The sequence below is a fragment of the Amycolatopsis sp. NBC_01488 genome, from assembly GCF_036227105.1.
GTDB lineage: Bacteria > Actinomycetota > Actinomycetes > Mycobacteriales > Pseudonocardiaceae > Amycolatopsis.
This window is the reverse complement of the sequence record NZ_CP109434.1, coordinates 2,494,312-2,517,043: the sequence shown is the minus strand read 5'-3', so window position 1 is coordinate 2,517,043 and position 22,732 is coordinate 2,494,312. Positions and strand designations below refer to the sequence as shown.

24 protein-coding genes are annotated in these 22,732 nt (G+C 70.0%); 7 read left to right on the top strand and 17 right to left on the bottom strand.

Going from position 1 to position 22,732, the window contains the following annotated elements; genetic code table 11:
* Window positions 1–33: 33 nt before the first annotated feature.
* The gene (locus tag OG738_RS12085) at window positions 34–579 is read right to left on the bottom strand and encodes a DoxX family protein (protein WP_329053662.1); all 546 of its coding nucleotides are present in this window, start codon (window positions 577–579) and stop codon (window positions 34–36) included.
* Between the two features lie 171 nt (window positions 580–750).
* On the opposite strand from OG738_RS12085, the gene OG738_RS12080 reads away from it, so the two are divergent.
* The 4 genes from OG738_RS12080 to OG738_RS12065 all read left to right on the top strand — a co-directional run bounded on the left by OG738_RS12080 (window position 751) and on the right by OG738_RS12065 (window position 4,426).
* Window positions 751–1,485, top strand: a complete 735-nt coding sequence (locus tag OG738_RS12080) for a MerR family transcriptional regulator (protein WP_329053661.1) — start codon at window positions 751–753, stop codon at window positions 1,483–1,485.
* A 154-nt stretch (window positions 1,486–1,639) separates the two neighbouring features.
* Complete coding sequence (locus OG738_RS12075; protein WP_329053659.1) at window positions 1,640–2,830, top strand: ATP-binding protein; 1,191 nt, start codon at window positions 1,640–1,642, stop codon at window positions 2,828–2,830.
* 261 nt (window positions 2,831–3,091) lie between these two features.
* Window positions 3,092–3,241: a hypothetical protein gene (locus tag OG738_RS12070; RefSeq protein WP_329053657.1), complete on the top strand. Its 150-nt coding sequence runs from the start codon at window positions 3,092–3,094 to the stop codon at window positions 3,239–3,241.
* Window positions 3,242–3,472: 231 nt separating this feature from the next.
* Window positions 3,473–4,426: a bifunctional helix-turn-helix transcriptional regulator/GNAT family N-acetyltransferase gene (locus OG738_RS12065; RefSeq protein WP_329053656.1), complete on the top strand. Its 954-nt coding sequence runs from the start codon at window positions 3,473–3,475 to the stop codon at window positions 4,424–4,426.
* Here OG738_RS12065 and OG738_RS12060 read toward each other — a convergent pair.
* The gene (locus OG738_RS12060) at window positions 4,399–4,974 is read right to left on the bottom strand and encodes a peroxidase-related enzyme (RefSeq protein ID WP_329053654.1); all 576 of its coding nucleotides are present in this window, start codon (window positions 4,972–4,974) and stop codon (window positions 4,399–4,401) included. The two genes, OG738_RS12065 and OG738_RS12060, sit on opposite strands and share 28 nt — an antisense overlap.
* A 32-nt stretch (window positions 4,975–5,006) precedes the next feature.
* Between OG738_RS12060 and OG738_RS12055 the strand changes: the two genes are divergently transcribed.
* Window positions 5,007–5,609 carry a hypothetical protein gene (locus tag OG738_RS12055; protein WP_329053653.1) on the top strand — a complete coding sequence of 201 codons (603 nt, stop codon included), beginning with the start codon at window positions 5,007–5,009 and terminating at the stop codon, window positions 5,607–5,609.
* A 4-nt stretch (window positions 5,610–5,613) separates the two neighbouring features.
* Here the strand turns inward: OG738_RS12055 and mctP are convergent, their stop codons facing one another.
* Both mctP and OG738_RS12045 read right to left on the bottom strand, forming a co-directional pair.
* A complete protein-coding gene (mctP, locus tag OG738_RS12050; RefSeq protein WP_329053651.1) occupies window positions 5,614–7,269 on the bottom strand; it encodes a monocarboxylate uptake permease MctP in 1,656 nt (551 codons plus the stop codon).
* On the bottom strand, window positions 7,266–7,544 hold the full coding sequence (locus OG738_RS12045; RefSeq protein WP_329053650.1) for a DUF3311 domain-containing protein: 279 nt from the start codon (window positions 7,542–7,544) through the stop codon (window positions 7,266–7,268). Before OG738_RS12045 ends, mctP begins: the two co-directional genes overlap by 4 nt.
* 186 nt (window positions 7,545–7,730) lie before the next feature.
* Here OG738_RS12045 and OG738_RS12040 point away from each other — a divergent pair, with 186 nt between their 5' ends.
* Together OG738_RS12040 and OG738_RS12035 are read left to right on the top strand one after the other, a co-directional pair.
* On the top strand, window positions 7,731–9,350 hold the full coding sequence (locus OG738_RS12040) for an alpha/beta hydrolase (RefSeq protein WP_329053649.1): 1,620 nt from the start codon (window positions 7,731–7,733) through the stop codon (window positions 9,348–9,350).
* A gap of 114 nt (window positions 9,351–9,464) precedes the next feature.
* Window positions 9,465–9,734, top strand: coding sequence for a helix-turn-helix domain-containing protein (locus OG738_RS12035; protein ID WP_329053647.1), 270 nt, complete (start codon window positions 9,465–9,467; stop codon window positions 9,732–9,734).
* 85 nt (window positions 9,735–9,819) lie between these two features.
* Here OG738_RS12035 and OG738_RS12030 read toward each other — a convergent pair whose 3' ends face one another.
* The 13 genes from OG738_RS12030 to OG738_RS11970 form a co-directional block, all read right to left on the bottom strand.
* On the bottom strand, window positions 9,820–10,401 hold the full coding sequence (locus tag OG738_RS12030; RefSeq protein WP_329053645.1) for an EndoU domain-containing protein: 582 nt from the start codon (window positions 10,399–10,401) through the stop codon (window positions 9,820–9,822).
* 30 nt (window positions 10,402–10,431) lie between these two features.
* A complete protein-coding gene (locus tag OG738_RS12025; protein ID WP_329053643.1) occupies window positions 10,432–11,709 on the bottom strand; it encodes a hypothetical protein in 1,278 nt (425 codons plus the stop codon).
* Window positions 11,703–12,308: an ABC transporter ATP-binding protein gene (locus tag OG738_RS12020; RefSeq protein ID WP_329053641.1), complete on the bottom strand. Its 606-nt coding sequence runs from the start codon at window positions 12,306–12,308 to the stop codon at window positions 11,703–11,705. Before OG738_RS12020 ends, OG738_RS12025 begins: the two co-directional genes overlap by 7 nt.
* Window positions 12,305–13,180, bottom strand: coding sequence for an LLM class F420-dependent oxidoreductase (locus tag OG738_RS12015; protein ID WP_329053640.1), 876 nt, complete (start codon window positions 13,178–13,180; stop codon window positions 12,305–12,307). Before OG738_RS12015 ends, OG738_RS12020 begins: the two co-directional genes overlap by 4 nt.
* A gap of 13 nt (window positions 13,181–13,193) precedes the next feature.
* On the bottom strand, window positions 13,194–14,036 hold the full coding sequence (locus OG738_RS12010) for a TIGR03621 family F420-dependent LLM class oxidoreductase (protein WP_329053639.1): 843 nt from the start codon (window positions 14,034–14,036) through the stop codon (window positions 13,194–13,196).
* A 70-nt stretch (window positions 14,037–14,106) separates the two neighbouring features.
* Entirely contained in the window at window positions 14,107–15,927 is a 1,821-nt protein-coding gene (locus OG738_RS12005; RefSeq protein WP_329053637.1) for a phosphoenolpyruvate carboxykinase (GTP), read from the bottom strand.
* A 349-nt stretch (window positions 15,928–16,276) separates the two neighbouring features.
* Window positions 16,277–16,987, bottom strand: a complete 711-nt coding sequence (locus OG738_RS12000) for a DUF6802 family protein (RefSeq protein WP_329053636.1) — start codon at window positions 16,985–16,987, stop codon at window positions 16,277–16,279.
* A 104-nt stretch (window positions 16,988–17,091) separates the two neighbouring features.
* On the bottom strand, window positions 17,092–18,930 hold the full coding sequence (locus OG738_RS11995) for a dynamin family protein (RefSeq protein WP_329053634.1): 1,839 nt from the start codon (window positions 18,928–18,930) through the stop codon (window positions 17,092–17,094).
* On the bottom strand, window positions 18,927–19,406 hold the full coding sequence (locus OG738_RS11990) for a nucleotide exchange factor GrpE (RefSeq protein ID WP_329053632.1): 480 nt from the start codon (window positions 19,404–19,406) through the stop codon (window positions 18,927–18,929). The genes OG738_RS11995 and OG738_RS11990 overlap by 4 nt, the downstream gene beginning before the upstream one ends.
* A gap of 48 nt (window positions 19,407–19,454) precedes the next feature.
* On the bottom strand, window positions 19,455–20,069 hold the full coding sequence (locus OG738_RS11985) for a TetR/AcrR family transcriptional regulator (RefSeq protein ID WP_329053631.1): 615 nt from the start codon (window positions 20,067–20,069) through the stop codon (window positions 19,455–19,457).
* Window positions 20,066–20,458 carry a YqeB family protein gene (locus OG738_RS11980; RefSeq protein WP_329053630.1) on the bottom strand — a complete coding sequence of 131 codons (393 nt, stop codon included), beginning with the start codon at window positions 20,456–20,458 and terminating at the stop codon, window positions 20,066–20,068. Before OG738_RS11980 ends, OG738_RS11985 begins: the two co-directional genes overlap by 4 nt.
* Before the next feature lie 45 nt (window positions 20,459–20,503).
* Entirely contained in the window at window positions 20,504–21,151 is a 648-nt protein-coding gene (locus tag OG738_RS11975) for a hypothetical protein (protein WP_329053629.1), read from the bottom strand.
* A gap of 66 nt (window positions 21,152–21,217) precedes the next feature.
* Window positions 21,218–22,726 carry a dynamin family protein gene (locus OG738_RS11970; protein WP_329056674.1) on the bottom strand — a complete coding sequence of 503 codons (1,509 nt, stop codon included), beginning with the start codon at window positions 22,724–22,726 and terminating at the stop codon, window positions 21,218–21,220.
* Between the last annotated feature and the right edge of the window lie 6 nt (window positions 22,727–22,732).

Genomic DNA, 22,732 nt, shown 5'->3' with positions numbered 1-22,732 from the left:
GGGCCGCCCCTCGCGAGGGGCGGCCCTTTCGCGTCAGTTGGGGAGGGCCTTCTGGGCCCGCTTCGCGAGCTTGTTCGCGCGCTTCTCGGCCTTGCGGCTCAGCTTCCCGGCCGCGGCCCCGACGTCCTTCGCGGCGTGACGCGCGCGCCAAGCCGCCGACGGCTTTCCGTGCGTGTCGCTGACCGCGAGCAGCAGGCCACCGGCCAGGCTCGCGTTCTTGAAGAACTGGATCTGCTGATGCTGGCGCTCGCCCGGGTCCTTGATGGTCCAGAAGCTGTGCGTCGAAAGCGTCGTCGGCACCAGGCTGCCGAGGAGCAGCCCGGCCGCGAGCCGCGGCGCCTTGCCGGACGCGAGCGCGAGACCGGCACCGATCTTCACCGCGGCGTCGATCCGGACCAGCGTCACCGGGTCGCGGGGGACCTGCTGCGGGACGACGTCGCCGAACTTCTCGAACGCGTTGTTCAGGAACGGTTCCGCCGCCTTGGCGTGGCCCTCGGCCTGCCTCAGCGCATTGATCCCGCCCGTCACGAAGATCGTGGCGAGCAGGGGACGTGCCACTCGACGGAGTATCACGGTCATAGCCTTCCTCGTACGGGCCGCTGCCTGGTCGAACCTAGCGCTTGGGTGCCCGCTCCGCCCACGCTCGAATCCTCATCGGGGTTTCTGCGGAAATATCTTGGCTTCGCTAGACAGCCCTAGAAAGCTTTAGCGGTTGACCTTGACGCTGCGTCAACTTCTATCGTTCCGGTCATGGAGTGGTCGATCCAGGACATCGCCCGCTCGGCCGGGACCACGAGCCGGACGCTGCGCCACTACGGCGCGGTCGGCCTGCTCGAGCCCAGCCGCGTCGGCAGCAACGGCTACCGCTACTACGACGAGCAGGCACTCGTCCGGCTGCAGCGGATCCTCCTGCTGCGCGAACTCGGCCTCGGGCTCCCAGCCATCGCGCAGGTCCTGGACGGGCAAGGCGACAGCGTCGCGGCGCTCGAAACCCACCTGGAGCTGCTCGAACAGGAGCGGCGCCGGATCGGACGGCAGATCGACTCGGTCCGGACCACGCTACGGAAACTGAAGGGAGGTGAACGACTGATGGCAGACGAAGTCTTCGACGGCTTCGACCACACGAAGTACGAGAAGGAAGTGACCGAACGCTGGGGCGCTTCGGCGTACCGCACGGGCGACGAGTGGTGGCGCTCGCTGTCGGCCGAGGAGAAGCAGGCCCACCAGCAGGAGCAGGTGGACATCTCCGCCGCGTTCGGGTCAGCCCGCGCGGCCGGGCTCGCGGCGGACGCCGACGAGGTCCAGGCGATCACGCAGCGGCTGCACGCGTGGCTCCGGCCGGCGCTGTCGTCGGTGTCCGCGGGGTACTTCGCGGGACTCGGACAGCTGTACGTCGACGACCCGCGCTACGGGTTCGAAGGCGCGACGGCGGAATTCGTCCGGGACGCGATGAAGATCTACGCGGAACGGAACCTGGACGCCTAGCGCGACGTCGTAGTGCGCGCTGGGGGTAGGGACGAGCAGGGCTGCAGACCTGTTCGTCTCTATGTACGGCCATCCGGTCGAACCTCGGCGACACGCCCTAGCTGTCTATGGCGGAATATCGGGCTTGCGCTAGATACGTCGATAGCTTGGCAGAGTGGACCCCATCCGCAATCCCTTCGCGCCGGGCGCCGGGCAACGGCCGCCTGAGCTGGCCGGGCGCGAGCGTGAGCTCAAGGCGTTCGAAGTGGTGCTGGAGCGCGTTGCGCGGGGGAGACCCGAACGCAGTCTCGTCCTGACCGGGCTGCGCGGGGTCGGGAAGACCGTGCTGCTCGGGGAGTTGCGCGCGATGGCCGTGCGGCACAAGTGGGGCGCGGGCAAGATCGAGGCGCGGCCGGACGCCGAACTGCGGCGGCCGCTGTCGGCCGCGCTGCACCGGGCCATCCGGGACCTCGCCGTGCGGCACCGGGCGCCGGACCGGGTCGAAGAGGTGCTCGGCGTGCTGAAAGCGTTTGCGCTCCGGGCCAACAAGGCCGACGCGAAACTGCGTGACCGGTGGCAGCCGGGCATCGACGTGCCCGCCGCGCAGGGGCGCGCCGACTCCGGGGACATCGAGATCGATCTCGTCGAGCTGTTCACCGACGTCGCCGAGCTGGCCGCGGACGTCGGGACCGGCGTCGCGCTGCTCATCGACGAGATCCAGGACCTGCAGCCCGACGACGTCTCCGCGTTGTGCGCGGCCTGCCACGAGCTCTCGCAGTCCGGCGCGCCGCTCGTCGTCGTCGGGGCCGGGCTGCCGCACGTGCCCGCGGTGCTCTCGGCGTCGAAGTCCTACTCCGAGCGGCTCTTCCGGTACGCCCGGATCGACCGGCTCGAGCGCGAGGACGCCGACTTCGCCGTGCTGGCGCCGATCGAGCGCGAGGACGCCGGCATCGAACCGGAAGCCCTCGACGCCCTCTTCGACGCGTCCGGCGGCTACCCCTACTTCATCCAGGCCTACGGCAAGGCGGCCTGGGACGCGGCGCCGTCCGATCCGATCACGGTCAAGGACGTCCAGGTCGCGGCCCCCGAAGCGGAGTCGGAGCTGGCGGTCGGCTTCTTCGGCTCGCGCTACGACCGGTCGACGCCGGCCGAGCGGGAGTACCTGCAGGCGATGGCCGAGCTGACCCAGGGCCGCGACGAGCCGGCCGGTACCGCCGACGTCGCCGTGTTCCTCGGCAGGAAGCCGTCTTCGCTGTCGCCCGCTCGCGACAGCCTGATGAAGAAGGGCCTCGTCTTCTCCGCCGAACGGGGCCAGATCGCTTTCACCGTGCCGCACTTCGGCCACTACCTGCTCGGCCGCGACTGACCTGGACTTTTCCCGTCGTCTCGTGGTCTATGAGCGTCACTAGACCTATATCGGAAAAGTTCTATAGAACCTTAGCGAGCCGTAGCAGGTTGCTTCGGCATGACTGCCGCCACCCTCGATCCCTCCGGCCCTTACCCAAGTTTGCCGATGATTCATCGGCAAGTGCGCCGAGTCACCGGACATTCGTTGGATTCCTTGTGAAAAAAGGTGCATACTAGAGGCACAAGCCACCGAGACCCTCCGAAGGGGATGCAGAAACCGATGAACAACATCGCCGCCAAGCTCCGTGCCCGCCGCGCCGAGACTCGCACTCGCCGGGCGCTGAACCGGGCGATCGACACCGCCGCGACCGCGACGGTCCGTCAGGAACTCATCGCGATCGCGCAGGCTCGCTCGGCCTACATGCGCTGACCCTTCTTCACCCCGTGGCGGTCGCCCATTCGAGTGACCTATGCCACAAAGTGCTGAGGCTGTAACGCCACCCAAAGTGGTGTCGATACCCCCTACGACCCCGTGATGCTGGCGGACCCCCGACCTGGCAGCATCGCGGGGTTTCCCATGTCCGGGGTACAAAAATCCTCTTGCCGTCGCCGCCTTCCGCAGTATTCTTTGACTTCGTCAACGAACTTGTTGAGGTGGTCAATGAACGACGCTCAGCTGGCCGACCGGGTCGCCGCGGTCCGGGCCTTCAACCGGCTCTACACCGGGGTCATCGGCGTGCTCGACGAAGGACCGGCCGACGCCGAGTACTCGCTGCCGGAAGCCCGCGTGCTCTTCGAACTCGCCCACCAGGACCCGCTGCCGGTGACCGACCTGCGCAAACGTCTCGACCTCGACGCCGGCTACGCCAGCAGGCTCCTCGCCCGCCTCGAGACGCGCGGGTTGATCACGCGCGAACGGTCCGACGAGGACGCCCGGCGCCAGCTCGTGCGGCCCACCGCGGCGGGCCGCGACGCGTTCGCCGTCCTCAACGCGCGGTCCACCGAACAGATCGGCGGGCTGCTGCGCCGCTTCGCCGACGAAGACCAGCAGCGCCTTCTGACCGCGATGCGCACGATCAGCGATCTGGTCGGCGACCGCCGCCGCGACCCGGCCCTCGTGATTCGGCCGCCACGACCGGGTGACCTCGGCTGGGTGGTGGAACGGCACGGCGCGCTCTACGGCCGCGAGTACGGCTTCGGCGCCCGATTCGAGGGCTTGGTCGCCCGCATCGTCGCCGACTTCGCCGAGCAACACGACGACCCACGGCAGGCGTTCTGGATCGCCGAGCTCGACGGCGAGCGCGTCGGCAGCATCGCGTGCACCCGCGGCCCGGACGAAGACACCGCGAAGCTGCGGCTGCTGCTGCTCGAGCCGTCGGCCCGGGGGCACGGCGTCGGCAAGCGGCTGGTCACCGAATGCGTGGAGTTCGCCCGCGCGCACGGCTACCGGGCGATGGAGCTGTCGACGGTCTCCATCTTGACCGCCGCGCGCTCGATCTACCGCGCGGCCGGCTTCGAAATCGTCCACGAAGAAGATTTCGACGACTGGGGCCCGAACCTGACCGACGAGACCTGGCGCCAAGAGTTCTACCGCGGCACGCGGCCGAGCAGGTAGAACTCGGGGTTCGGGCGCAACGCGGTCAGGTGGGCGAGGCGGTTCGACATGGCGAACAACGCCGTGATCGCGCCGACGTCCCAGATTTCGTCGTCGGTGAGGCCGGCGTTGCGCGCGGCTTCGAGGTCGCCTTCGCCGAACAGGGCCGAGTCCTGAGCGAGGGCGAGTGCCAGGTCGACGATGGCGCGGCCGCGCTCGTCCAGCTCCACCTGCCACGGATTGCTCGACACGCGGTCGGCCAGCTCGGGGTCCTTGGCGCGGATGCGCAGGATGGCCCCGTGCGCGACGACGCAGTAGGTGCAGTGGTTGGCCCCGGACGTCGCGACGACGACCAGCTCGCGTTCGGCCTTGCTCAAGCCGTCGGAGCGTTCCATGAGCGCGTCGTGGTAGTCGAGGAACGCGCGCAGCTCGGCGGGGCGGTGGCCGAGCGCGCGGAAGATGTTCGGCACGAACCCGGACTTCTCCGCGATCACGCCGACGCGCTCGCGAAGGTCGTCGGGCAGGTCTTCGAGTTCCGTGATCGGGAACCGGCTCACCGCGTCGCTCATGGGCTTCACGCTAGTCGTGGTTGGCTGGTCCCGTGACGGACTACGTCGACGGGTACTGCGAACGCGTCGAACCCGGGCTCTGGGGTGAACCGCTCAACAGTCTCAGCAATCTGGCATTCCTCGTCGCCGCGGTGCTGGTCTGGCGGCTGGCCGCCGGGAACCGGGCCGGGCGGCTGCTCGCCGTGCTGATCGGGCTGATTTTCGTAGCCAGCAGCGTCTTCCACCTGGTCGCGACGCGCTGGGCCGCCGTCGCGGATTCGGTGAGCATCCTCGTTTTCGTGCTGGTGTACGCCGTGTTGTTCGCGCGTCTCTTCTACCGATGGCGGTTGGCCTGGCTCGCCGCGCCGGCGTTCGTCGCGCTCACCGTCGTCACGGCGTTGCTGGGCGGCGGGCTTTACCTCTCCGCGCTGATCGGTCTCGGCGTCTTCGCCGCGCTTCTCGCCTTCTCGCGCGACGCCTACTGGACGCACTTCGCCGTCGCAGGCGCGGTGTTCGCACTCTCGTTGAGCTTGCGCACGGTCGACCGGGACGTCTGCGACTACGTCCCGGTCGGCACGCACTTCCTCTGGCACCTGCTCAACGGGCTGGTGCTCTACCTCGTCTCGCGAACACTGGTGCTCAAGAACCGTCCTTAGTGGACTAGTGGACCCCGATGGGGCGCAGGTCCTTGTCGTGCTCGTCGACGTGGTAGTCCTCGGCGTTGGTGTCGTCGGTGCCGTTGAACACCTTCATCTGCCGTGCGATCACCGTGACGACGACTGTGACCACCAGGTTGGCGATCAGGGCGACGAAGCCGACGTAGATCTGCACCTGGGAGCCCGAGAACGGGTGCCAGCCGAAGATCGACATGTTGCCCAGGGCCAGCGCCGAACCACCGAAGTGCTGCTTGCCGTTGGCCGGGTTGGGGATGCCGTACAGCATGATCAGGCCCCAGCCGATGCCGACGACCCAGCCCGCGATCAGGCCCCAGCGGTGGAACCAGCGCGTGTACAACGCGAGCGCGACCGCCGGCAGCGTCTGCAGGATCAGCACGCCGCCGATGAGCTGGAGGTCGATCGAGAACTGCGGGTCGATCAGGATGATCACGGCCACCGCGCCGAGCTTCACGACCAGCGAAGCCAGCTTCGCCTGCTTCGCTTCTTCCTGCGGTGTCGCGTTCTTGCGGATGTACTCCTTGTAGATGTTGCGGGTCCACAGGTTCGCGGCGGCGATCGACATGATCGCGGCCGGCACCAGCGCGCCGATGCCGATCGCGGCGAACGCGATGCCGGCGAACCACGACGAGAACTGGCTGTCGAACAGCACCGGGACGATCGTGTTGCCGTCCGCCTTGCCGGTGGCCGCGTTCGTCAGTGGCTTGACGCCCGCCGTGATCGCGACGTACCCGAGCAGCGCCAGCAGGCCCAGCACCAGCGAGTACGCCGGCAGCGCGACCATGTTCTTCTTGATGACGTTGCGCCCGCGCGAAGCCAGCACGCTGGTCAGCGAGTGCGGGTAGAGGAACAGCGCGAGCGCCGAACCCAGCGCCAGCGTCGCGTACTGCAGCTGGTTGTTGGCGGTCAGCAGGATCGACCCGGCCGGCTTGCCGGTGGCCGGGCTCTTCGCACCCAGCTTCGTCGCCGCCGTGTCGAAGATGTGCGACCAGCCGCCGAGCTTCGAGGGCAGGTAGATGATCGCCACCAGGATCACGATGTAGATCAGGATGTCCTTGACGAACGCGATCAGCGCGGGCGCCCGCAGACCGGACTGGTAGGTGTAGAAGGCCAGGATGACGAAGGCGACCAGCAGCGGCAGGTGCCCGACGATGCCGGAGCCGTTGATGCCCATCGTCCGCAGCACGGCTTCGAGGCCGACCAGCTGCAGCGCGATGTACGGCATGGTCGCGACGATGCCGGTGATCGCCACCAGCAGCGCGAGGATCGGCGAGCCGAAGCGGCCGCGCACGAAGTCGGCCGGGGTGACGTAGCCGCGGACCCGCGAGACCGACCACATCCGCAGCGCCGGGAGCAGCACGATCGGGTAGACGACGATCGTGTACGGCAGCGCGTACAGGCCGAGCGCGCCGGCGCTGAACACCAGCGCGGGCACCGCGACGAACGTGTACGCCGTGTAGAGGTCGCCGCCGAGCAGGAACCACGTGACCCACGAGCCGAACTTGCGGCCGCCGAGGCCCCACTCGTCCAGGTGGTCCAGCGCGCCGCCGCGCTGCCAGCGCGACGCCATGAAGCCGAGCACGGTGACCAGCAGGAACAGGATCGTGAAGATGATCAGCTCCGGCCACTGCAGGTTGCTCATCGAGCGTCCCCCTCGTCCAGGTCGTCGACGCTCAGCTTGCCGGGTCGGTCGGTGGTCGGCAGCTTCCGCGTCATCAGGTAGACGATCCAGGTGCTGAGCACCCCCACCGCGACCATGAGGAACTGGAACCAGTAGAAGAACGGCATCCCGAACAGCCGTGGACCGTCCATGTTGAACAGGGGCGTGACCAGGACCAGCAGCGGGACGATCAAGAGCAGGTTCCACGGGTTGAACTGCATCCCGCGGACCTTCCCGTCGTGCTTCACAGTCGACATCGACCTCACCTAACACTCCCGTAACCGACCGCCTGACCTTAGAACCTGAGTGACAGCGAGTCACGTCTGTCCGATATCGATTTGATCGCCGCGTTCCGCGTTGCCGACCAACGTCGGTTGCCCTGCCCTGACCGGCCCGATAGGAATAGCCGACTCCGCACGCGAAAACCCAAGAGGGGCAACCGTATGACACGACTTCGCTACGCGGTGGTGATCCCGGCGATCGCCGGCACCCTGCTGGCCGGGTTCACCCCTGCGTTCGCAGGCCAGGAGGTCGCGGCGGCCAAGCAGCCGCTGAACTCCACGAACATCCCGGCGCAGTACGCGAACCAGAAGCTGGACTGGCACAAGTGCGCCGTCCCCTCCGAGCTGCCGACGGCCCCGCCCGCGGGTGCCGAGGACATGGAGTGCGCGACGTACCGGACGCCACGCAACTGGTACCAGGCGAACGCCCAGATCGACCTGACCATCGCGGTCAGCCGCCTGAAGGCGACCAAGGACGCGACCGCCAGCGTCGTCACCAACCCCGGCGGCCCGGGCGCGCCCGGGCGGAACTTCCCGGCCCGGCTGCGCAACCAGCCGAAGCTGCGGGAGCACCAGGAGATCGTCGGGTTCGACCCGCGCGGCACCGGCAAGAGCACGAACATCACGTGCGGCGGCGCCATCGGCACCGGCTCGGACCTGGACCCGCGTGACCGCAGCAAGCAGAACCTGGACCTGATCCTCCAGGCGACGAAGTACGCGGCGCTGTCGTGCCAGCAGAAGTCCGGCGAGCTGGGCCCGCTGATCAACACCGACCAGACGGTCAAGGACATCGACCTGCTGCGCGTACTGCTCGGCCGCGACAAGATCAACTGGGTCGGCTACTCGGCGGGCACCTGGATGGGCGCGCACTACGCGCAGGCCTACCCGACGCGCACCGGCCGGTTCGTGCTCGACTCCTCGACGGAGTTCACCACGACCTGGCAGAAGTCGTTCGACTGGCAGCCGCTCGGCTTCGAGCGTCGCTGGCGGCAGGACTTCCTCCCGTGGATGGCGAAGTACGACAAGCTCTACCACTTCGGCACCACCGGCGAGGCGGCCCGCCAGACCTACGAGCAGGTCCGCTACGCCCTGACCCAGGGCGCGGTCACCCTGCCCGACGGCTCGAGCGTGTCGGCCAACGGCCTGGACTCGTTCATCGCGTCGCAGATCTACTCGAAGCGCGCCTTCCCGGCGCTGGCCGACTACCTGGTCAGCGTCCGCACGCTGACCCAGGGCACCGCGTCGGCGCAGGCCAAGACGTCGGCCGCGCAGAAGGTCAAGGCCGCCGACAAGAGCACCGAGACCTCCGGCGCACAGCCGCTGATGGTCCCGACCGACGGCGACTCGTACGACGCGTCGTTCTGGACCATCCCGTGCAACGAGGGTCCGTGGACCGGCTCCACCCACAGCGCCATCAAGCAGTCGCAGAAGCTGATCGATCAGCAGCTGCCCCTGCTCGGCGCGGGCTGGTTCATCCAGCCGTGCCTGTTCTGGAAGAAGACCCCGGCGCCGCTGCCCGTGCTGGACGGCAGGGGTGTCCCGCCGGTGCTGATCGTCGAGTCGGAGCACGACCCGGCGACCCCGATCGAGGGCGCGCGGCGCGCGCACCAGGCGTTCGCGAACTCGCGGATGCTGACGATCACCGGCGAGGGTGACCACGGCATCTACGCCGGCGGCAACGCGGGTGTGGACAAGGTCGTGGAGGCCTACCTGGTCGACGGCGTCGTGCCGAACGACCAGAGCCTGCCGGGCGTGGCACTTCCGGTGCCTCCGGGCGCCTGACACCACAAGGGCTAGTGGGGCCCCGTCGGACTTCGGTCCGGCGGGGCCTTTTCCACACCTGTGCACAGAGTTGTCCACAGGCGGTGGACAACTAGTGGTATTAGAATCACGGTCATGGTGCGAGTGCCGCTGACGGACGAAGAGCGCGAACGGGGCGAACGCCTCGGCCAGGCACTGCGCACGGCGCGGGCCGGCCGGAGCATGGTCGACGTCGCCGGGGAGGCCGGGATCTCGGTCGAGACGCTCCGGAAGATCGAGACCGGGCGGATTCCGACGCCGGCGTTCTTCACGGTGGCGGCCATCGCGGACGCCGTGGGGCTGCCGTTGGCGGAACTGCGGGCGGCTGTCGCGCCGGCTGGGTCGCCGCTTTCGCAGGCGAGCTAGGCGCAGCTCACCGCCGCGCCGACCGCGACGGACGTCGTGCTGTTCACCGACCCCGCCCGGTCGCCGACTTCAGCGGTTACGACTTCTAGTGGAGCGGGCGCAGCTGGTTCAGGATGTGGTCGCGGTCGTTGAGGAACGCGCAGCCCGCGACCGGCAGGTCGTAGCTGTTCAGCAGCTTCTCGAAGTCCGAAAACTCGTCCGCCGAGAACCCGAAGCCCCGCTTGACCGCGTGCGCCGACAGGACGTCGGCCAGTTCCTCCCACTCGCCGGACCACAGCAAGGTCCGGTAGTGCGTGTAGTCCTCCGGGGAGAGCCGGTCCGCCAGGTGGGTCAGCACGCTGTCCGCGAAGAAGCTGATCCGGTTCTCCTTCAGGTCCGCCACCGTCGGGTTCGCCGGGTCGCGGGCCGCGTCCGGGTTGCGGGTCACGCCTGGGCCCGCCACCGGGTACGCCGTGTGGACGTGGCCGTTCTCCTCGACCAGTACGATCACGTGGACGTTGTAGCGCTCACCCGCGCAGCGCCAACGGCCGTTGAGCTGCTGCCGCCGGGCTTCGCTCGGGTCGTTCGCGACGTCCTTGACCACCGAGATGATGTGCTCGTTGCTCCAGCCGGGCGGGAACTCGCTGGTCGCCCTCCGCCCGACGCCCGGTGCGTGTCCGCCGCCCACAGGTGCTCCCTTCGTCGGAACGAGCGTAGGTCAAATGGCCGCCGACAGCACCACGATGCCCACCACCAGCAGGTCGAGGCCCCGGAAGAGCTGCCGGGTCAGGTTGGCGGGCATCGGGCCCATCGGCGTGTCGACGAAGCCCGGGTTCGCGTAGTCGACGGCCGTCCGCGTGACCGTGCGCAGGATCGACAGCACCGCCAGCGGCACCGCCGGCCACGCGCCCAAGGCGAACGACGTCCCGGCCGCGAAGGCCACCGCCGCGAGGACACCCGTCCAGAGCAGGCCCACGACGGCGAGCACCACGCCGTGCGCCAGCACCAGCTCGCGGTTCGTCGACCCCAGCCAGCGGCGACGGCCCGGGTTGCGCCACAGCTCGCCGAGCCCGGCGCCGAACGGCGTCAGCGCGACGTACGCGCCGATACCGACCAGCACCGCGCCCGGCAGGGTCGGCAGCGCGAGGTGCGCGACGACCACCGCGAAGCCGACCAGCACCGCCGCTCCCGCGTAGCGTGACCGGCCGAGCGTGCCCGCCAACGCCAGCCGCGCCACCGTCGGCCGCCGGAGGGAAAGGCCGATCGGCGCGGACGGCGGGAGCAGCATCATCGGGTCGAGGAAGGTGACGGCGACCGAGCGCAGCACCCGGCCGTCCCACCCGGCGAGCAGCGCGGACCGGCCCGCGCGCGCCACCGGCTCGCCGCCGAACGCCAGCGGCAGCGCCGCGACCAGTACGCCCGCGGCGCCGAACTGGACGGCCACCGGGCCGAGGCCGAACGCCGTGATCGCCAGCCCGAAGACCGCCAGCACCAGCGGGCCGGCCGCGTCGAAGCGCAACGACGTCCGCCGCGCCGAAGCGACCGCGACCACGGCCGTCGCGGCGACGACGGCGATGCCCGCCCGCCACTGGTCGAGCCCGGCCCCGCCGACGGCGAGCATCAGCGCGGCCAGGTAGCCCGTCACCGTCGCCACGCCGGTCCAGGCGCCGAGCAGCCGCAGTGTGACGACGCGACCGCGGTCCACCGGCGCGAAGTCGAGCCAGGTCAGCTCGGCCGGCTCGACCCAGACGAACCCGCGGCGCAGCAGGCCGCGCCAGGCCACCGCGCAGCAGAGCGTGACCAGGCCGAGCACGGCCGGGAAGTCCACGTGAGACGAGCCGTAGACGGCCTTGCGCCAGGCGTCGACGTGGAAGAACGCGGTGAACAGGAACCCGAAGCCGAACAGGAAGACGAACGACGCGGTGTCGCCGCTGAAGATCCCGCCGAACCGCTTCCGGCCCGGGATCCGCATCCGACGAGGTGCCAGGGTCACCACAGTTCGAGGACGCTGTCCGCGGCTTCGAGCAGCGGCGGGTGGTGCGTGGCCACCACGACCGCCGCGCCGGCCGCCGTCGATCGGGCGATCACCTCGACCAGCCACTCCTTGCCGGCCACGTCGAGCGCGCGCTCCGGCTCGTCGAGCAGCAGCACAGTGTGCGGCCGCGCGGTGACGCCGAGCAGGAGCAGCCGGCGGCGCTGGCCCGCGGAGAAGTGCCCGGACGTGACGCGCATGCGTTCGCCAAGGCCCGCGTCACGCAACAGCTCCTCGTGGTCGCCGAGGTCGGCACCGAACGAACCCGACAGCAGTTCGAGGTGCTGCAACGGCGTCAGCTCGGCGAAGAAGTCGGAGTCGTCGAACAGCACGGACACCTTGCGGCGGAACTCGACGTCCCGCTCGTCCGGCGCCTTGCCGTCCACCAGCACGCGGCCCCGCTGCGGCTTCTGCATGCCGTAGAAGCAGCGCATCAGGGTCGACTTGCCGACGCCGTTCGGGCCGACGATCGCGGCGCACTCGCCCGGGTCGACGGAGAAGTCCAGGTCGTCGAACAGCCACAGCTCGCCGGCGCGGACGCCGATGCCCCTCGCGTCGATCATCGGAGCGCTTCGAGCACCGGGGCGAACTGGTCCATGTTCTGCTCCAGGACGGTGTAGTAGGTGAGGCCGAACCGCTCGCGGTGCGCGTGGAGCTGCTCGGCGACCTCGGCGGGCGAGCCGACCAGCGCGGTGGGCAGCTCGGCGAGCTGCGCGAGGGACTGCTGACCGCCGACCAGCTTCTCGAGGTCTTCGAGCCCGGCCTTGCGGTCTTCGGTGACGTTCACGAAGTGGACGAGCAGGTTGAACTCGGCGTCGCGGTCACCGAGCTTCGACCGGACGAACCCGATGCGCTCCTCGATGTCCTCGGACGTGGCCAGGCCGAGCGGAGCGCCGTCCGCCGTCTTCGCCGTGCCGGTGAAGCCGATGATGTCGGCGTGCTCGGCGGCGAGGGTCAGGATCCGGTCGCCGCGGCCGCCGAGCAGCAGCGGTGGCCCTTCGGGACGCACCGGCGCCGGCTTGTGTTCAGGATCCGCATACAGCCGCTTCAGTCCGAGGATCGTCCGCTCGAGGTGGTCGACGCGCTCGCGTGCGGACGGAAACGGCATCCCGGCCGCCTCGAACTCCTCTTTGACGTACCCCGCGCCGAGCCCCAGCTCCAGCCGTCCGTCGGTGAACTGGTCGGTGCCGGTGACCTCGCGCGCGAGCAGCACCGGGTTGTAGAAAGGCGCGTTGAGCACGAAGGTGTTCAACTTGACGCGCGAAGTGACTTCGCCGGCGAGCACGAGCGCCGGGAACGGCGGGGCCATGCCGAGGTGGTCGGCCGCGGACAGCACGTCGTAGCCGAGATCCTCGACCTTGCGGCACTTCCCGACCCACGCGGCCCGGCTGTCCGGCACGACCATGTTGACGCCGAAGCGGAATTCCCCAGTCATACCGACAAGGTACTCAGCGGAGCTTTTCGATCACCGGGGCGAGCCTGGTCAGGTCCTCTTCGATCACCGTGAAATAGCTGACGCCGAGGGTTTCCCGCGTGCGCAGCAGTTGCTCGGCCGCCGCTTCCGCCGAACCGATGACCACCGTGGGCAGCTCGCCGAGCTCGTCGACGGCCAGGTGCGGCACGAGCCGGTGGGCCGCTTCGAGTGCCGCCCGCCGGTCGCGGGTGATCCGGATGAAGTGGATCAGCAGGTTGAGCTCGGTGTCACGGCCGCCGAGCGCCCGTTTCACGAAGCCGACCCGCTCGGCGAGCGCGGCGGGACCGGCCAGGGCCAGCCGCCCCTCGGCCGCGCCGGGCGCGGTGCCGGTGAAGGCGATGGTGTCGGCGTGCTCGGCCGCGAAGGTCAGCATGCGGTCGCCGCGGCCGCCGAGCAGCAGCGGCGGCCGGGGCCGGGACTCGTACGCGCGCTCGAGTTCCGCGACCGCGCGGACGACCCGGTCGAACCGCTGCCCGGGCGTGCCCCACGCGATCCCGGCGGCCTCGAACTCCGCACGGACGTACCCGGCGCCGATCCCGACCTCGAGGCGGCCGCCGGTGAACTCGTCGAGCCCGGCGAGGTCGCGGGCCAGCAGGACCGGGTTGTGGAAGCTCGCGTTGAGCACGAAGGTGTTCAGCCGGACCCGCTCGGTGGCCTCGGCGGCGAGCAGCAACGCGGGCACCGGTGCGACCCGCCCGAGGTGGTCGACCACGCCGACGACGTCGTAGCCGAGGTCCTCGGCCTGACGGCACTTCGCCACCCACTCGGCCCGTGAGCCGGGCGCCACCAGGGCCACCCCGAAGCGGAACGGTCTCATGGCGCGAACCTACCGGCAGACGCGGAGAAGGGAACGTCCACTCGGGACGTCCCCTTCTCGGTCAGGAGCTTCAGCCGAGGCGCTGGGCCAGCGCGTCGAGCTCGTCACGCAGCGAGGTCGGGACCTCGCCGATCTTCGCGAACCACTCCTCGATGAGCGGTAGCTCCTCGCGCCACTCCTCGGGCTTGACGTCCAGGGCGGCCTGGATGTCCTCGATCGGCTCGGTGAGGCCCTCGGTGTCGAGGTCCTCGGCCCGCGGCACGAAGCCGACCGGCGTCTCGACGGCGTTGCCGCGACCCTCGACGCGCTCGACGACCCACTTGAGGATCCGCGAGTTCTCGCCGAAGCCCGGCCACAGGAAGCGGCCGTCGTCGCCGCGGCGGAACCAGTTGACGTAGAAGATCTTCGGCAGCTTGTTCGCGTCGGCGTTCTTGCCCAGGGTCAGCCAGTGCTTGAAGTAGTCACCGGCGTGGTAGCCGAGGAACGGCAGCATCGCCATCGGGTCGCGCCGCACGTTGCCGACCGCGCCGGCTGCCGCAGCGGTGGTTTCCGACGACATCGTGGCGCCCATGAACACGCCGTGCTGCCAGTCGCGGGCCTCGTTGACCAGCGGCACCGTCGTCTTGCGGCGGCCGCCGAACAGGATCGCCGAGATCGGCACGCCCTTCGGGTCGTCCCACTCCGGCGCGAGGATCGGGCACTGCGACATCGGCGTGCAGTAGCGCGAGTTCGGGTGGGCGGCCTTCTCCGTGGACTCCGGCGTCCAGTCCTCGTGCTTCCACGACGTGGCGTGGGCGGGCTTGTTCTCCATGCCTTCCCACCAGATGTCGCCGTCGTCGGTCAGGGCGACGTTCGTGAAGACCGTGTTGCCCTTCTCGATCGTGCGCATCGCGTTCGGGTTGGTGTGCCAGTCGGTGCCCGGCGCGACGCCGAAGAAGCCGAACTCGGGGTTGACCGCGTAGAGGCGGCCATCCTCGCCGAAGCGCATCCAGGCGATGTCGTCGCCGAGGGTCTCGGCGCGCCAGCCCGGGATGGTCGGCTGCAGCATGGCGAGGTTGGTCTTGCCGCAGGCGCTCGGGAACGCGGCCGCGACGTAGTGGACCTTGTCCTCGGGCGAGATCAGCTTGAGGATCAGCATGTGCTCGGCGAGCCAGCCCTCGTCGCGCGCCATCACCGAGGCGATGCGCAGCGAGTAGCACTTCTTGCCCAGCAGCGAGTTGCCGCCGTATCCCGAGCCGTAGCTCCAGATCGCGCGCTCTTCGGGGAAGTGCGAAATGTACTTCGTCGTGTTGCAGGGCCAGGAAACGTCCTTCTCACCCGGTTCCAGCGGCTTGCCGACGGAGTGCAGCGCGGGCACGAATTCGCGCTCGCTGCCGTCCGGCGCGACGAACTTGTCGAGGGCCGCCCTGCCCGCGCGGGTCATCACGCGCATCGAAGCGACGACGTAGGCGAAATCGGTGATTTCGATACCCAGCTTGGGATTCTCGTCGGCGAGGGGACCCATGCAGAAGGGGATGACGTACATCGTGCGGCCGCGCATCGAGCCCCGGAAGAGCTCGGTCATGGTGGCCTTCATCTCGGCCGGGTCCATCCAGTTGTTGGTGGGGCCGGCGTCCTCAGGACGCTCCGAGCAGATGAAGGTCCGGTCTTCCACGCGGGCGACGTCGTTCGGGTCGGAAGTGGCCCAGAAGGAGTTGGGCTTCGACTTGAGCTGCACGAACGTGCCGGCCTCGACCAGCTCCTGGTTGATCCGGGCGGCTTCTTCGTCAGACCCGTCGACCCACACCACGCGGTCCGGGGTGGTCAGCTCGGCGACCTCCCGGACGAAGGACAGCACGCCACTGTGCGTCGTCGGCGCGGTGTCCAGTCCGGGGATGGCGACTGCGGTCATCTCTACTCCTGACTTCCGACGACAAATGAGCCCGCACCGGAACGACGCTGTCCCGGCGCGGGCTCCATTGCCGGCGACCGAATGGCTTCGCACACCGGCTGGCGAACCGGTGTGCGTGGTTTGGGATTCCTCGAGAGTAGCCGCATGACCGGCAGGTAACCGATAGCTGACGTGTACGTTCTCTCACAAGAACGATAAGGGAATCGATTCAGACGTCACCGGAACGGTGCATTCGCAGTAAATCTTCCGGTGACCGCGATCACGCCCGTGACCAGGTTGTTTTCATTGAAGACATGAAGAAAGCCCGGCGCTCGCGCACCGGGCTTTCAAACTGTGACCTGGGTTACTTTCAGTTGGGGGAGATCCACTGCCCGGTGCCGGAGTCGATCCGTGCGACGCCCTCGAGCGTCTGCGTTCCGGCCGCGCCCCACGCCGCGTCGTCGGCCGGGTCGCCGAGCTGCTGGTCGCTGCCGGAGTCCGTCAGTCCACTGGAGACCTCGGTCCACTGACCGGCTCCGGTGTGCTCGAACGTCGTGGTCGTGCCGTCCGATTCGGTCTGGACCGCGATGTCGGCTTCGCCGTCGCCGTCCTTGTCGGTGAAGGCGATCGTGCCGCCGCTCTTCGTCTCGACGATGGCGGTGTCGTTGTGCCCGTCGTGGTCGGTGTCGATCGTCGCGGCGCCCGCGTCGACCTCGCCGTCCGGCATGTCCGCGTGGATGTGGCCGCCGGAGCTGTCGTCGTGACCGCTGGTGCCGGAGTCGTCGTGGCCGCCGTGGCCGCTCTGCACCCATTCGCCGCTGGCCTCGTCGTAGACGGCCTGCTCGACGACGTGCCCGGAGTCGTCCAGCACGGTGTACTGGTCGGCCTGACCGTCGTGGTTCGTGTCGGTGAACGCCTGGGCGGTGCCGTCGTCGTGCTCGACGATCGCGGTGTCGTTGACGCCGTCCTGGTTCAGGTCGTAGTTGACCTCGGCCTGGTACTCCTGGCCGTCGACGTGGACGGTCATCGCCTCCGTGCCGCTGGCATCGGTGTCGCTGCCGCCGCTCTCGTCGACCCACATGGGAACTGCCCCCTTAGAACCGGATGATGCCGTCTCTGACCTGCTGTCGGAGGGTACGACTCACCGTAGGCCCGTTCGGTTCCGCTCCACAACCGGACGGGTGCTCAGGCCGTCTTGTCCCGCAGTGCCCGGATCCGGGTCAGGAAGGCTTCGGCCCGCTCACGGCCCTCGCTGACCTCTTTGAGCCGCTTCGAGACGATCGCGATCTTCTTGGCGCGTTCCTGCGCGCCCATCTTGATCGTCTTGTCGACTTCCTTCAGCTCGGCCTCGATCGCGTCGATGCGCCGGCCGAGCGCCTCGTCCAGCGCCATCGACAGCTGCTGCTCGGCTTCGATGAGCTGCTCGGCGACGAGCTGGTCGAGCATCGACCGCGCGTCCGCGATGGCCTCGACCAGCCACTGCTTCATGTGCTGCTTGTCGGCCGCGTGCTTGCGCGTGCGGGCCATCCACCAGCCGGCGCCGAGGCCGATGATGATCGTCGCGGGCAGCACGACGGGGTTGAGGATCGCGACGCCGGCCAGCGGCAGCGCGGCCACCTTGCCGGCGCCGACGCCGCCCGAGATGCCCATGAAGACGAGCAGCTTGTCCTCGGCCGTCGGCGGCTTCTTGTCGGGCGGGCGCAGTACCACTGGCGGGCCGCCGGCCCGGGCGAACTGCGCGCGGATGACGTCGAGCTCCTCGGGCGAGAACAGCTCCGACAGCGAGACGTTGGTGACCTGGTTGAGGCGTTGCGAGAGCAGCATCGAGATGCGCTGCGACGTCGTCTGCAACGCGATGTCGACCTGCTGCGGCAACGCGGCCAGCTCGTCGCGCTTCGCCGCGTCGATCAGCTGGCGGAAGTGGGTCTGCGCGTCGCGCATCTGCCTGCTGCTCTCGTGCAGGACCTCGACGCGGGTGCGCTGCACCTCGCCGCGCAGCTTCAGCTGCCAGCCGCGGGTCGACGTCCGGCGCTCGGCCTGCAGCTGGTCACGGCGGTCGCGCAGCTGCTCGGCCTCGGCCTCGCCCGCGGACAGCGCCCGGCTTTCGGCCTGCAGCTTGGCCTTCTGCTCGCCGAGCGCGCTGAAGAGTGCACGCAGCGTGTTCGCCTCGCCGAGCATCGCCGAGCGGCCGACGAGCAGCTCCTGCAGCGCCGTCTGCACCGCGGCGACGCCGGACTTCTCCCGCAGCATCGCGGCCATCTGCTCGTTGGGCGCCTTCGCCGCGGTCTCGAACATCCGCGCCGACACCGGGTGGAACACCGCGTCGGCGAAGCGCGGCGCGTGCTCGCGCAGCAGCTGCCGGTCGGCGTCGGCGACCTCGCGCCAGCCGCGGAACACGTCCACCTTGGTCAGCGCGAACACCACGGTCTCGACGCGCTCGCCGACGTCGCGCAGGAACTGCAGCTCGGTCGAGGTGAACGGCGCCGACGCGTCGACGACGAACAGCAGCGCGGTCGCGCCCGCGGCGGCTTCCTTGGCGAGCTCGCCGTGCAGCGAGTCGAGCCCGCCGACGCCCGGGGTGTCGACCAGCGAAAGCCGCGTCAGCAGCGGTACCGGCCCGGTGACCTCGACGTACCGCGGCGGGATCTGGCCCGGCGGCAGCTCGTGCGCCGCGGAGACCCAGTTGATCAGCTGGCCGAGGTCGATCGGCACCGGCGCGAGCTGGCCGGGGTAGCAGGCCTGCGCGCCCCACACGTCGGCGTGGTCGAAGACCAGGTAGGTCGCGGTGGCGACGTCCGCGTCCACAGGGGACAGTCCTGGCGTCGCGAGCAGCGCGTTGACCAGCGAGCTCTTCCCGCGGTTCGTCTCGCCGACGACCACCACCGCCGGCTTCTTCGGCCGGGTCTTCCGGACCTCCTCGACCCACTTCGCCGCGCTCGCGTCGGCGTCGCGCAGGAGGGTCAGCAGCTGGTCGCGCGCCGCCTGGACCTGCGCAGGCAGGCTCGGCGCGGTGGGTGCGCTCACGGGTTCTTCTTCGCGTAGACGGTGACGATCGGGGCACGCAGCAGCCGGTCGTGGTCGGCGAAGCCGGTGACCTCGGTTTCGGCGACGACGCCGTCGAGCGCCGGGTCTTCGGTGGGGATGGCGGCGCCTGCCTCGTGGCGGGCCGGGTCGAACCGCTGGCCGTCCGGCCGCAGGGCCTGGACGCCGATCGCGGCGAGGCCCGCTTCGAGGCGTTCGACGACACCGCCGCTGCGGGCGCGGTCCAGCGCGTACAGGCACATCTGGATCAGCGCCTGCCGATCGGCGAGCGCTCGGCCGAGGTCCGACACGACCGGCTGCTGCAGGGGGTGCACATCGGTGTCCGACGCCGCGGTCGCGCCGTCGGTTCCCTGTTCGGTGTCGGCTTCCTCGATGATCCGGGTGATGCTGACGGCCGCGATCTGACCGGTGGGGGTGTCGTCGGGATCGACGGAGCCGTCCTTGCGAAACCACGCCATGCGCACCACCCCGTCCCGGTTCCGCCAGATTCCACCAGTTTGGCGGATTCAGGCGTCATCCGGGGGCGGAACGGGACGCAGGAACCGGACCAGGATCGTCCGCAGGACCGCCTGCTCGGCGGCCAGGTCGAGGTCCGGGTCGAGGCCGGCCCGCGAAATCATCGCGTCGATCAGCCCGGCGACCCAGCCGGCCGCCGCGCGGGCGGGAACGCCGGGGTCGATCCGCCCGGCGTCGGCGGCCCGCTCGACCAGTACGGCCAGGCCGTCGCGGAGTGCGCCGTCGTTGCGCTGGATCAGTTCGGCGAATTCGTCGTCGCGGGCGGCCTGTGCGGCGGCCTCCAGGACCAGCCGGACGACGGCGGGGTGTGCGACCTGCCCGGCCAGCTCGGTTACGACGTCGAGCAGGGCGGCCAACGGGTCCGCCGCCTTCGCCGCGGTTTCGAGGCGTTCGGCCGTCTCGACGGCGTCGTCGGTGAAGATCGCCGTGAAGATCGCGCGCTTGTTGGGGAAGTAGTGGAAGAGGCTGCCGGAGCTGATGCCCGCGGCCCGGCAGATGTCCGCCGTCGTCGTCCGCTCGAAGCCCTTCTCGGCGAAGCAGCCGGCGGCGGCGTCGACGATCGACGCGCGCTTGGCCGCGTGCTTGGCCGGGTCGACCGTCCTCATCGCTCAACCGGGGGTTCGTCGCGCCAGGGGTAGCCGTGTTGGGCGAAGGCGGGCGCCAGCTCGTCGTTGCGCAGGTCGGTCTTCTCGCGGGCGATCTCTCGGCCGTCGGTGGTGCGCAGGACGAGCTCCTTGCCGTCCAGGTAGACGGCTTCGAGGTCGGCTTCGATGCGCCGCGTCCGGTCGCCGCGGACCAGCGTGACCCGCGTCGGCGACACCGTCACGACCAGGCGCTCGGCCGCCCAGATCACGGCGAACACCAGGCCGAGCACGAGCCCGCCGGCGACCGCGGCGACGGCCCAGACGCCCACGCCGAGCGCGCCGCCGGCCAGCGGGCAGCCGATCCAGGACGCGGTGCGCAGCCACGACGGCTCGTCGACGGTCGTCTCCATGCCGCTTATTATTAGACCGCGTGCTCGGTTTATGAAAGCCGGGGCTCAGACGAGCTGGTCGATCACGTCGCGGAGCACGGCTTCGAGGCCGGGGCCGTCTTCGGCGAGCCGGGACGAGACGAGCAGCTGGTCCTCGGCCGTGCGCAGCCAGATCGAGCCGGCGACGGAGATCTCGATGACGTTCAGCCGGAACGGGTAGGCGCGCCGGCCCTGCCGGACTTCGGCCTCGCGGACCAGCTGGCCGAGCCGCTCGCCGGCCACGATCTGACGCCGGTAGAAGCCGGGCGCCCACGGCGTGCCGCCCGACGGCTCGCCCGCGCCGCGCAGAGCGGGCCCGCGCGCGTTGGCGAAGTGGCGGGCCGCGGCCGGCCCGAAGAACTCGAGGGCCTGCCGCATCGCCGAACCCTGCGCGAGCGCGGGCCTGCCGTAGCGGGAGCGGGGGCTGCGCGGGTCGGGGTCCTCGCGGTTGCGGAGGAAGGCCAGCAGGTCGACCCACCAGTCGGCCCACTGCGCCTGGACGGCCGCGCGGTCGATCTCGGGCGGGACGTGCACCGGAACCCGCGGCTCCACCGGCGGCAGCACCTGTCCTTCGGAAACGGACAGGGCCAGGGCGTCACGGATGTACAGCGCGACGTCGATCTCGTTCTCGCTGCTCCAGCCGGCTCGCCAGGATGTCGTGTTTTCAAGGCGCACGTTTTCACAGTACGCGGGAAGAGCCGCCGCTCCGGCGAAGTCGGCAAGGAGAAACAAACTCGGGTTCTAGGCCTCGCGGACCTGTTGCCAGATCAAGAAGTAGGCCCGGTGCACGACGTGCGCGACGCGGCTCTGCGCGGGCGTCGCGCCGAAGGACGCGAAGGAGCGCCACCAGCCCGCGCGTTCGAGGGCGTGGGCGGCCAGTTCCGGCCGCGGCGCGCCGGGTTTGCCCAGCTGAGCGCCGATGTCGGCGTTGCTGCCGACCCGCAGCACCTCCTCCGACAGGTCCTCCGGCATGTCGACCGCGCCGGACGCGACCAGCGTCAGGGCTTCCAGCAGCCGCAGCTGGTGGGCCTCGGGCTTGGCGAGCAGCACCTCGATGGCGTCGTGGACGCGCTGGCGCTCGGCCGGGTCGCCCGAGGCGTGCGCGAGCGCGGTGACCGACGCCAGCGCCGCGGCCGCCTTGATGCCGTCGGCGCGGGCGGCGAACACCACCGACAGCCGCTGCCGCACCGCTTCCAGTCCGGACGCGTCGAGCAGCGCACGCCGCAGCGAACCCGCCGTGATCTCCGGTTCCTTGCGGAGCGCCTCGACGGCGTGCGAGACGCCGAACAGGTCGAGCTTCTCCAGCAGCCGCAGCCGGGTGCCCGACGGGACGTCGCACTCCCAGGTGGTGAAGATGTCGGCGGAGATCAGCATGGTCTGCAGGACGTCGTCGTCGAGGTCGGCGAGCTGCCGCAGCGCCTCGGCGTCGGCGGAGGTGAAGCTGCCGGACTCGGCGGACTCGGCGATCAGCCCGATCACCGGCAGCACGTCGGCGACGCGCGGCTTCAGCGTCGAGGCCTGCTTCTCCGCGAGCAGCGTCGCGGCCTTCCAGACGTCGCCGCCGGAGCCTTCGACCGACTCCGGCGCGATGGTGTCGGCCTTGTTCAGCACGGCGATGGCGTTGACCGGGCCGGCCTCGCGGCTCGCGGTGGCCGCGGTGAAGGCGGCGAGGGCCTGCTGGTCGTCGGCGCGCACGCCTTGGGTGACGACGTAGAGCACGGCCTCGGCACCGGCGACGGCGTTGCGCGAAGTGTCGTCCAGCTCGTCGGAGCCGTCGTCGTCCTTGGCGTGCTTCGCGGCGCCCAGCAGCTGCTCGGTGCGTGACACCGAAGCGGCGTCGAGCGAGCCGAGGCCGGGGGTGTCGATCACGGTCATGCCCTGCAGGACGGCGTTGGTCAGGTACGCCTCGATGTGCGACACCTGCTCGATGTCGACGCCCAGCTCCGCCGGGATCATCCCGTCGGCGGCGAAGGGGAGCACCTGCTTGCGGCCGTCGGTGAAGACGATCTCGACGCGGTCGACCGTGCCGTACTGGAACCGCGTCACCAGTCGCGTGCACTCGCCGATGTCGGTCGGCGCGACCCGGCGCCCGATCAACGCGTTGACCAGCGTGGACTTGCCCGACTTGATCCGCCCGGCGACGGCCACCTGCAGCGGCGCGCCGAGCCGGCGCAGCACCTCCGCGAAGCCGGCCGCGGTGCGCGCGGAGACCTGGGACTGCAGGCGGTGACACAGGTTGGCCACCGACATCGACAG

What these genes read in the sequence shown, in the direction of transcription:
- OG738_RS12085 (WP_329053662.1), bottom strand. Translation starts at nt 579, where the DNA reads ATGACCGTGATACTCCGTCGAGTGGCACGTCCCCTGCTCGCCACGATC.
- OG738_RS12080 (WP_329053661.1), top strand. Translation starts at nt 751, where the DNA reads ATGGAGTGGTCGATCCAGGACATCGCCCGCTCGGCCGGGACCACGAGC.
- OG738_RS12070 (WP_329053657.1), top strand. Translation starts at nt 3,092, where the DNA reads ATGAACAACATCGCCGCCAAGCTCCGTGCCCGCCGCGCCGAGACTCGC.
- OG738_RS12065 (WP_329053656.1), top strand. Translation starts at nt 3,473, where the DNA reads ATGAACGACGCTCAGCTGGCCGACCGGGTCGCCGCGGTCCGGGCCTTC.
- OG738_RS12060 (WP_329053654.1), bottom strand. Translation starts at nt 4,974, where the DNA reads ATGAGCGACGCGGTGAGCCGGTTCCCGATCACGGAACTCGAAGACCTG.
- mctP (WP_329053651.1), bottom strand. Translation starts at nt 7,269, where the DNA reads ATGAGCAACCTGCAGTGGCCGGAGCTGATCATCTTCACGATCCTGTTC.
- OG738_RS12045 (WP_329053650.1), bottom strand. Translation starts at nt 7,544, where the DNA reads ATGTCGACTGTGAAGCACGACGGGAAGGTCCGCGGGATGCAGTTCAAC.
- OG738_RS12040 (WP_329053649.1), top strand. Translation starts at nt 7,731, where the DNA reads ATGACACGACTTCGCTACGCGGTGGTGATCCCGGCGATCGCCGGCACC.
- OG738_RS12035 (WP_329053647.1), top strand. Translation starts at nt 9,465, where the DNA reads ATGGTGCGAGTGCCGCTGACGGACGAAGAGCGCGAACGGGGCGAACGC.
- OG738_RS12020 (WP_329053641.1), bottom strand. Translation starts at nt 12,308, where the DNA reads ATGATCGACGCGAGGGGCATCGGCGTCCGCGCCGGCGAGCTGTGGCTG.
- OG738_RS12015 (WP_329053640.1), bottom strand. Translation starts at nt 13,180, where the DNA reads ATGACTGGGGAATTCCGCTTCGGCGTCAACATGGTCGTGCCGGACAGC.
- OG738_RS12010 (WP_329053639.1), bottom strand. Translation starts at nt 14,036, where the DNA reads ATGAGACCGTTCCGCTTCGGGGTGGCCCTGGTGGCGCCCGGCTCACGG.
- OG738_RS12005 (WP_329053637.1), bottom strand. Translation starts at nt 15,927, where the DNA reads ATGACCGCAGTCGCCATCCCCGGACTGGACACCGCGCCGACGACGCAC.
- OG738_RS12000 (WP_329053636.1), bottom strand. Translation starts at nt 16,987, where the DNA reads ATGTGGGTCGACGAGAGCGGCGGCAGCGACACCGATGCCAGCGGCACG.
- OG738_RS11990 (WP_329053632.1), bottom strand. Translation starts at nt 19,406, where the DNA reads ATGGCGTGGTTTCGCAAGGACGGCTCCGTCGATCCCGACGACACCCCC.
- OG738_RS11985 (WP_329053631.1), bottom strand. Translation starts at nt 20,069, where the DNA reads ATGAGGACGGTCGACCCGGCCAAGCACGCGGCCAAGCGCGCGTCGATC.
- OG738_RS11980 (WP_329053630.1), bottom strand. Translation starts at nt 20,458, where the DNA reads ATGGAGACGACCGTCGACGAGCCGTCGTGGCTGCGCACCGCGTCCTGG.
- OG738_RS11970 (WP_329056674.1), bottom strand. Translation starts at nt 22,726, where the DNA reads ATGTCGGTGGCCAACCTGTGTCACCGCCTGCAGTCCCAGGTCTCCGCG.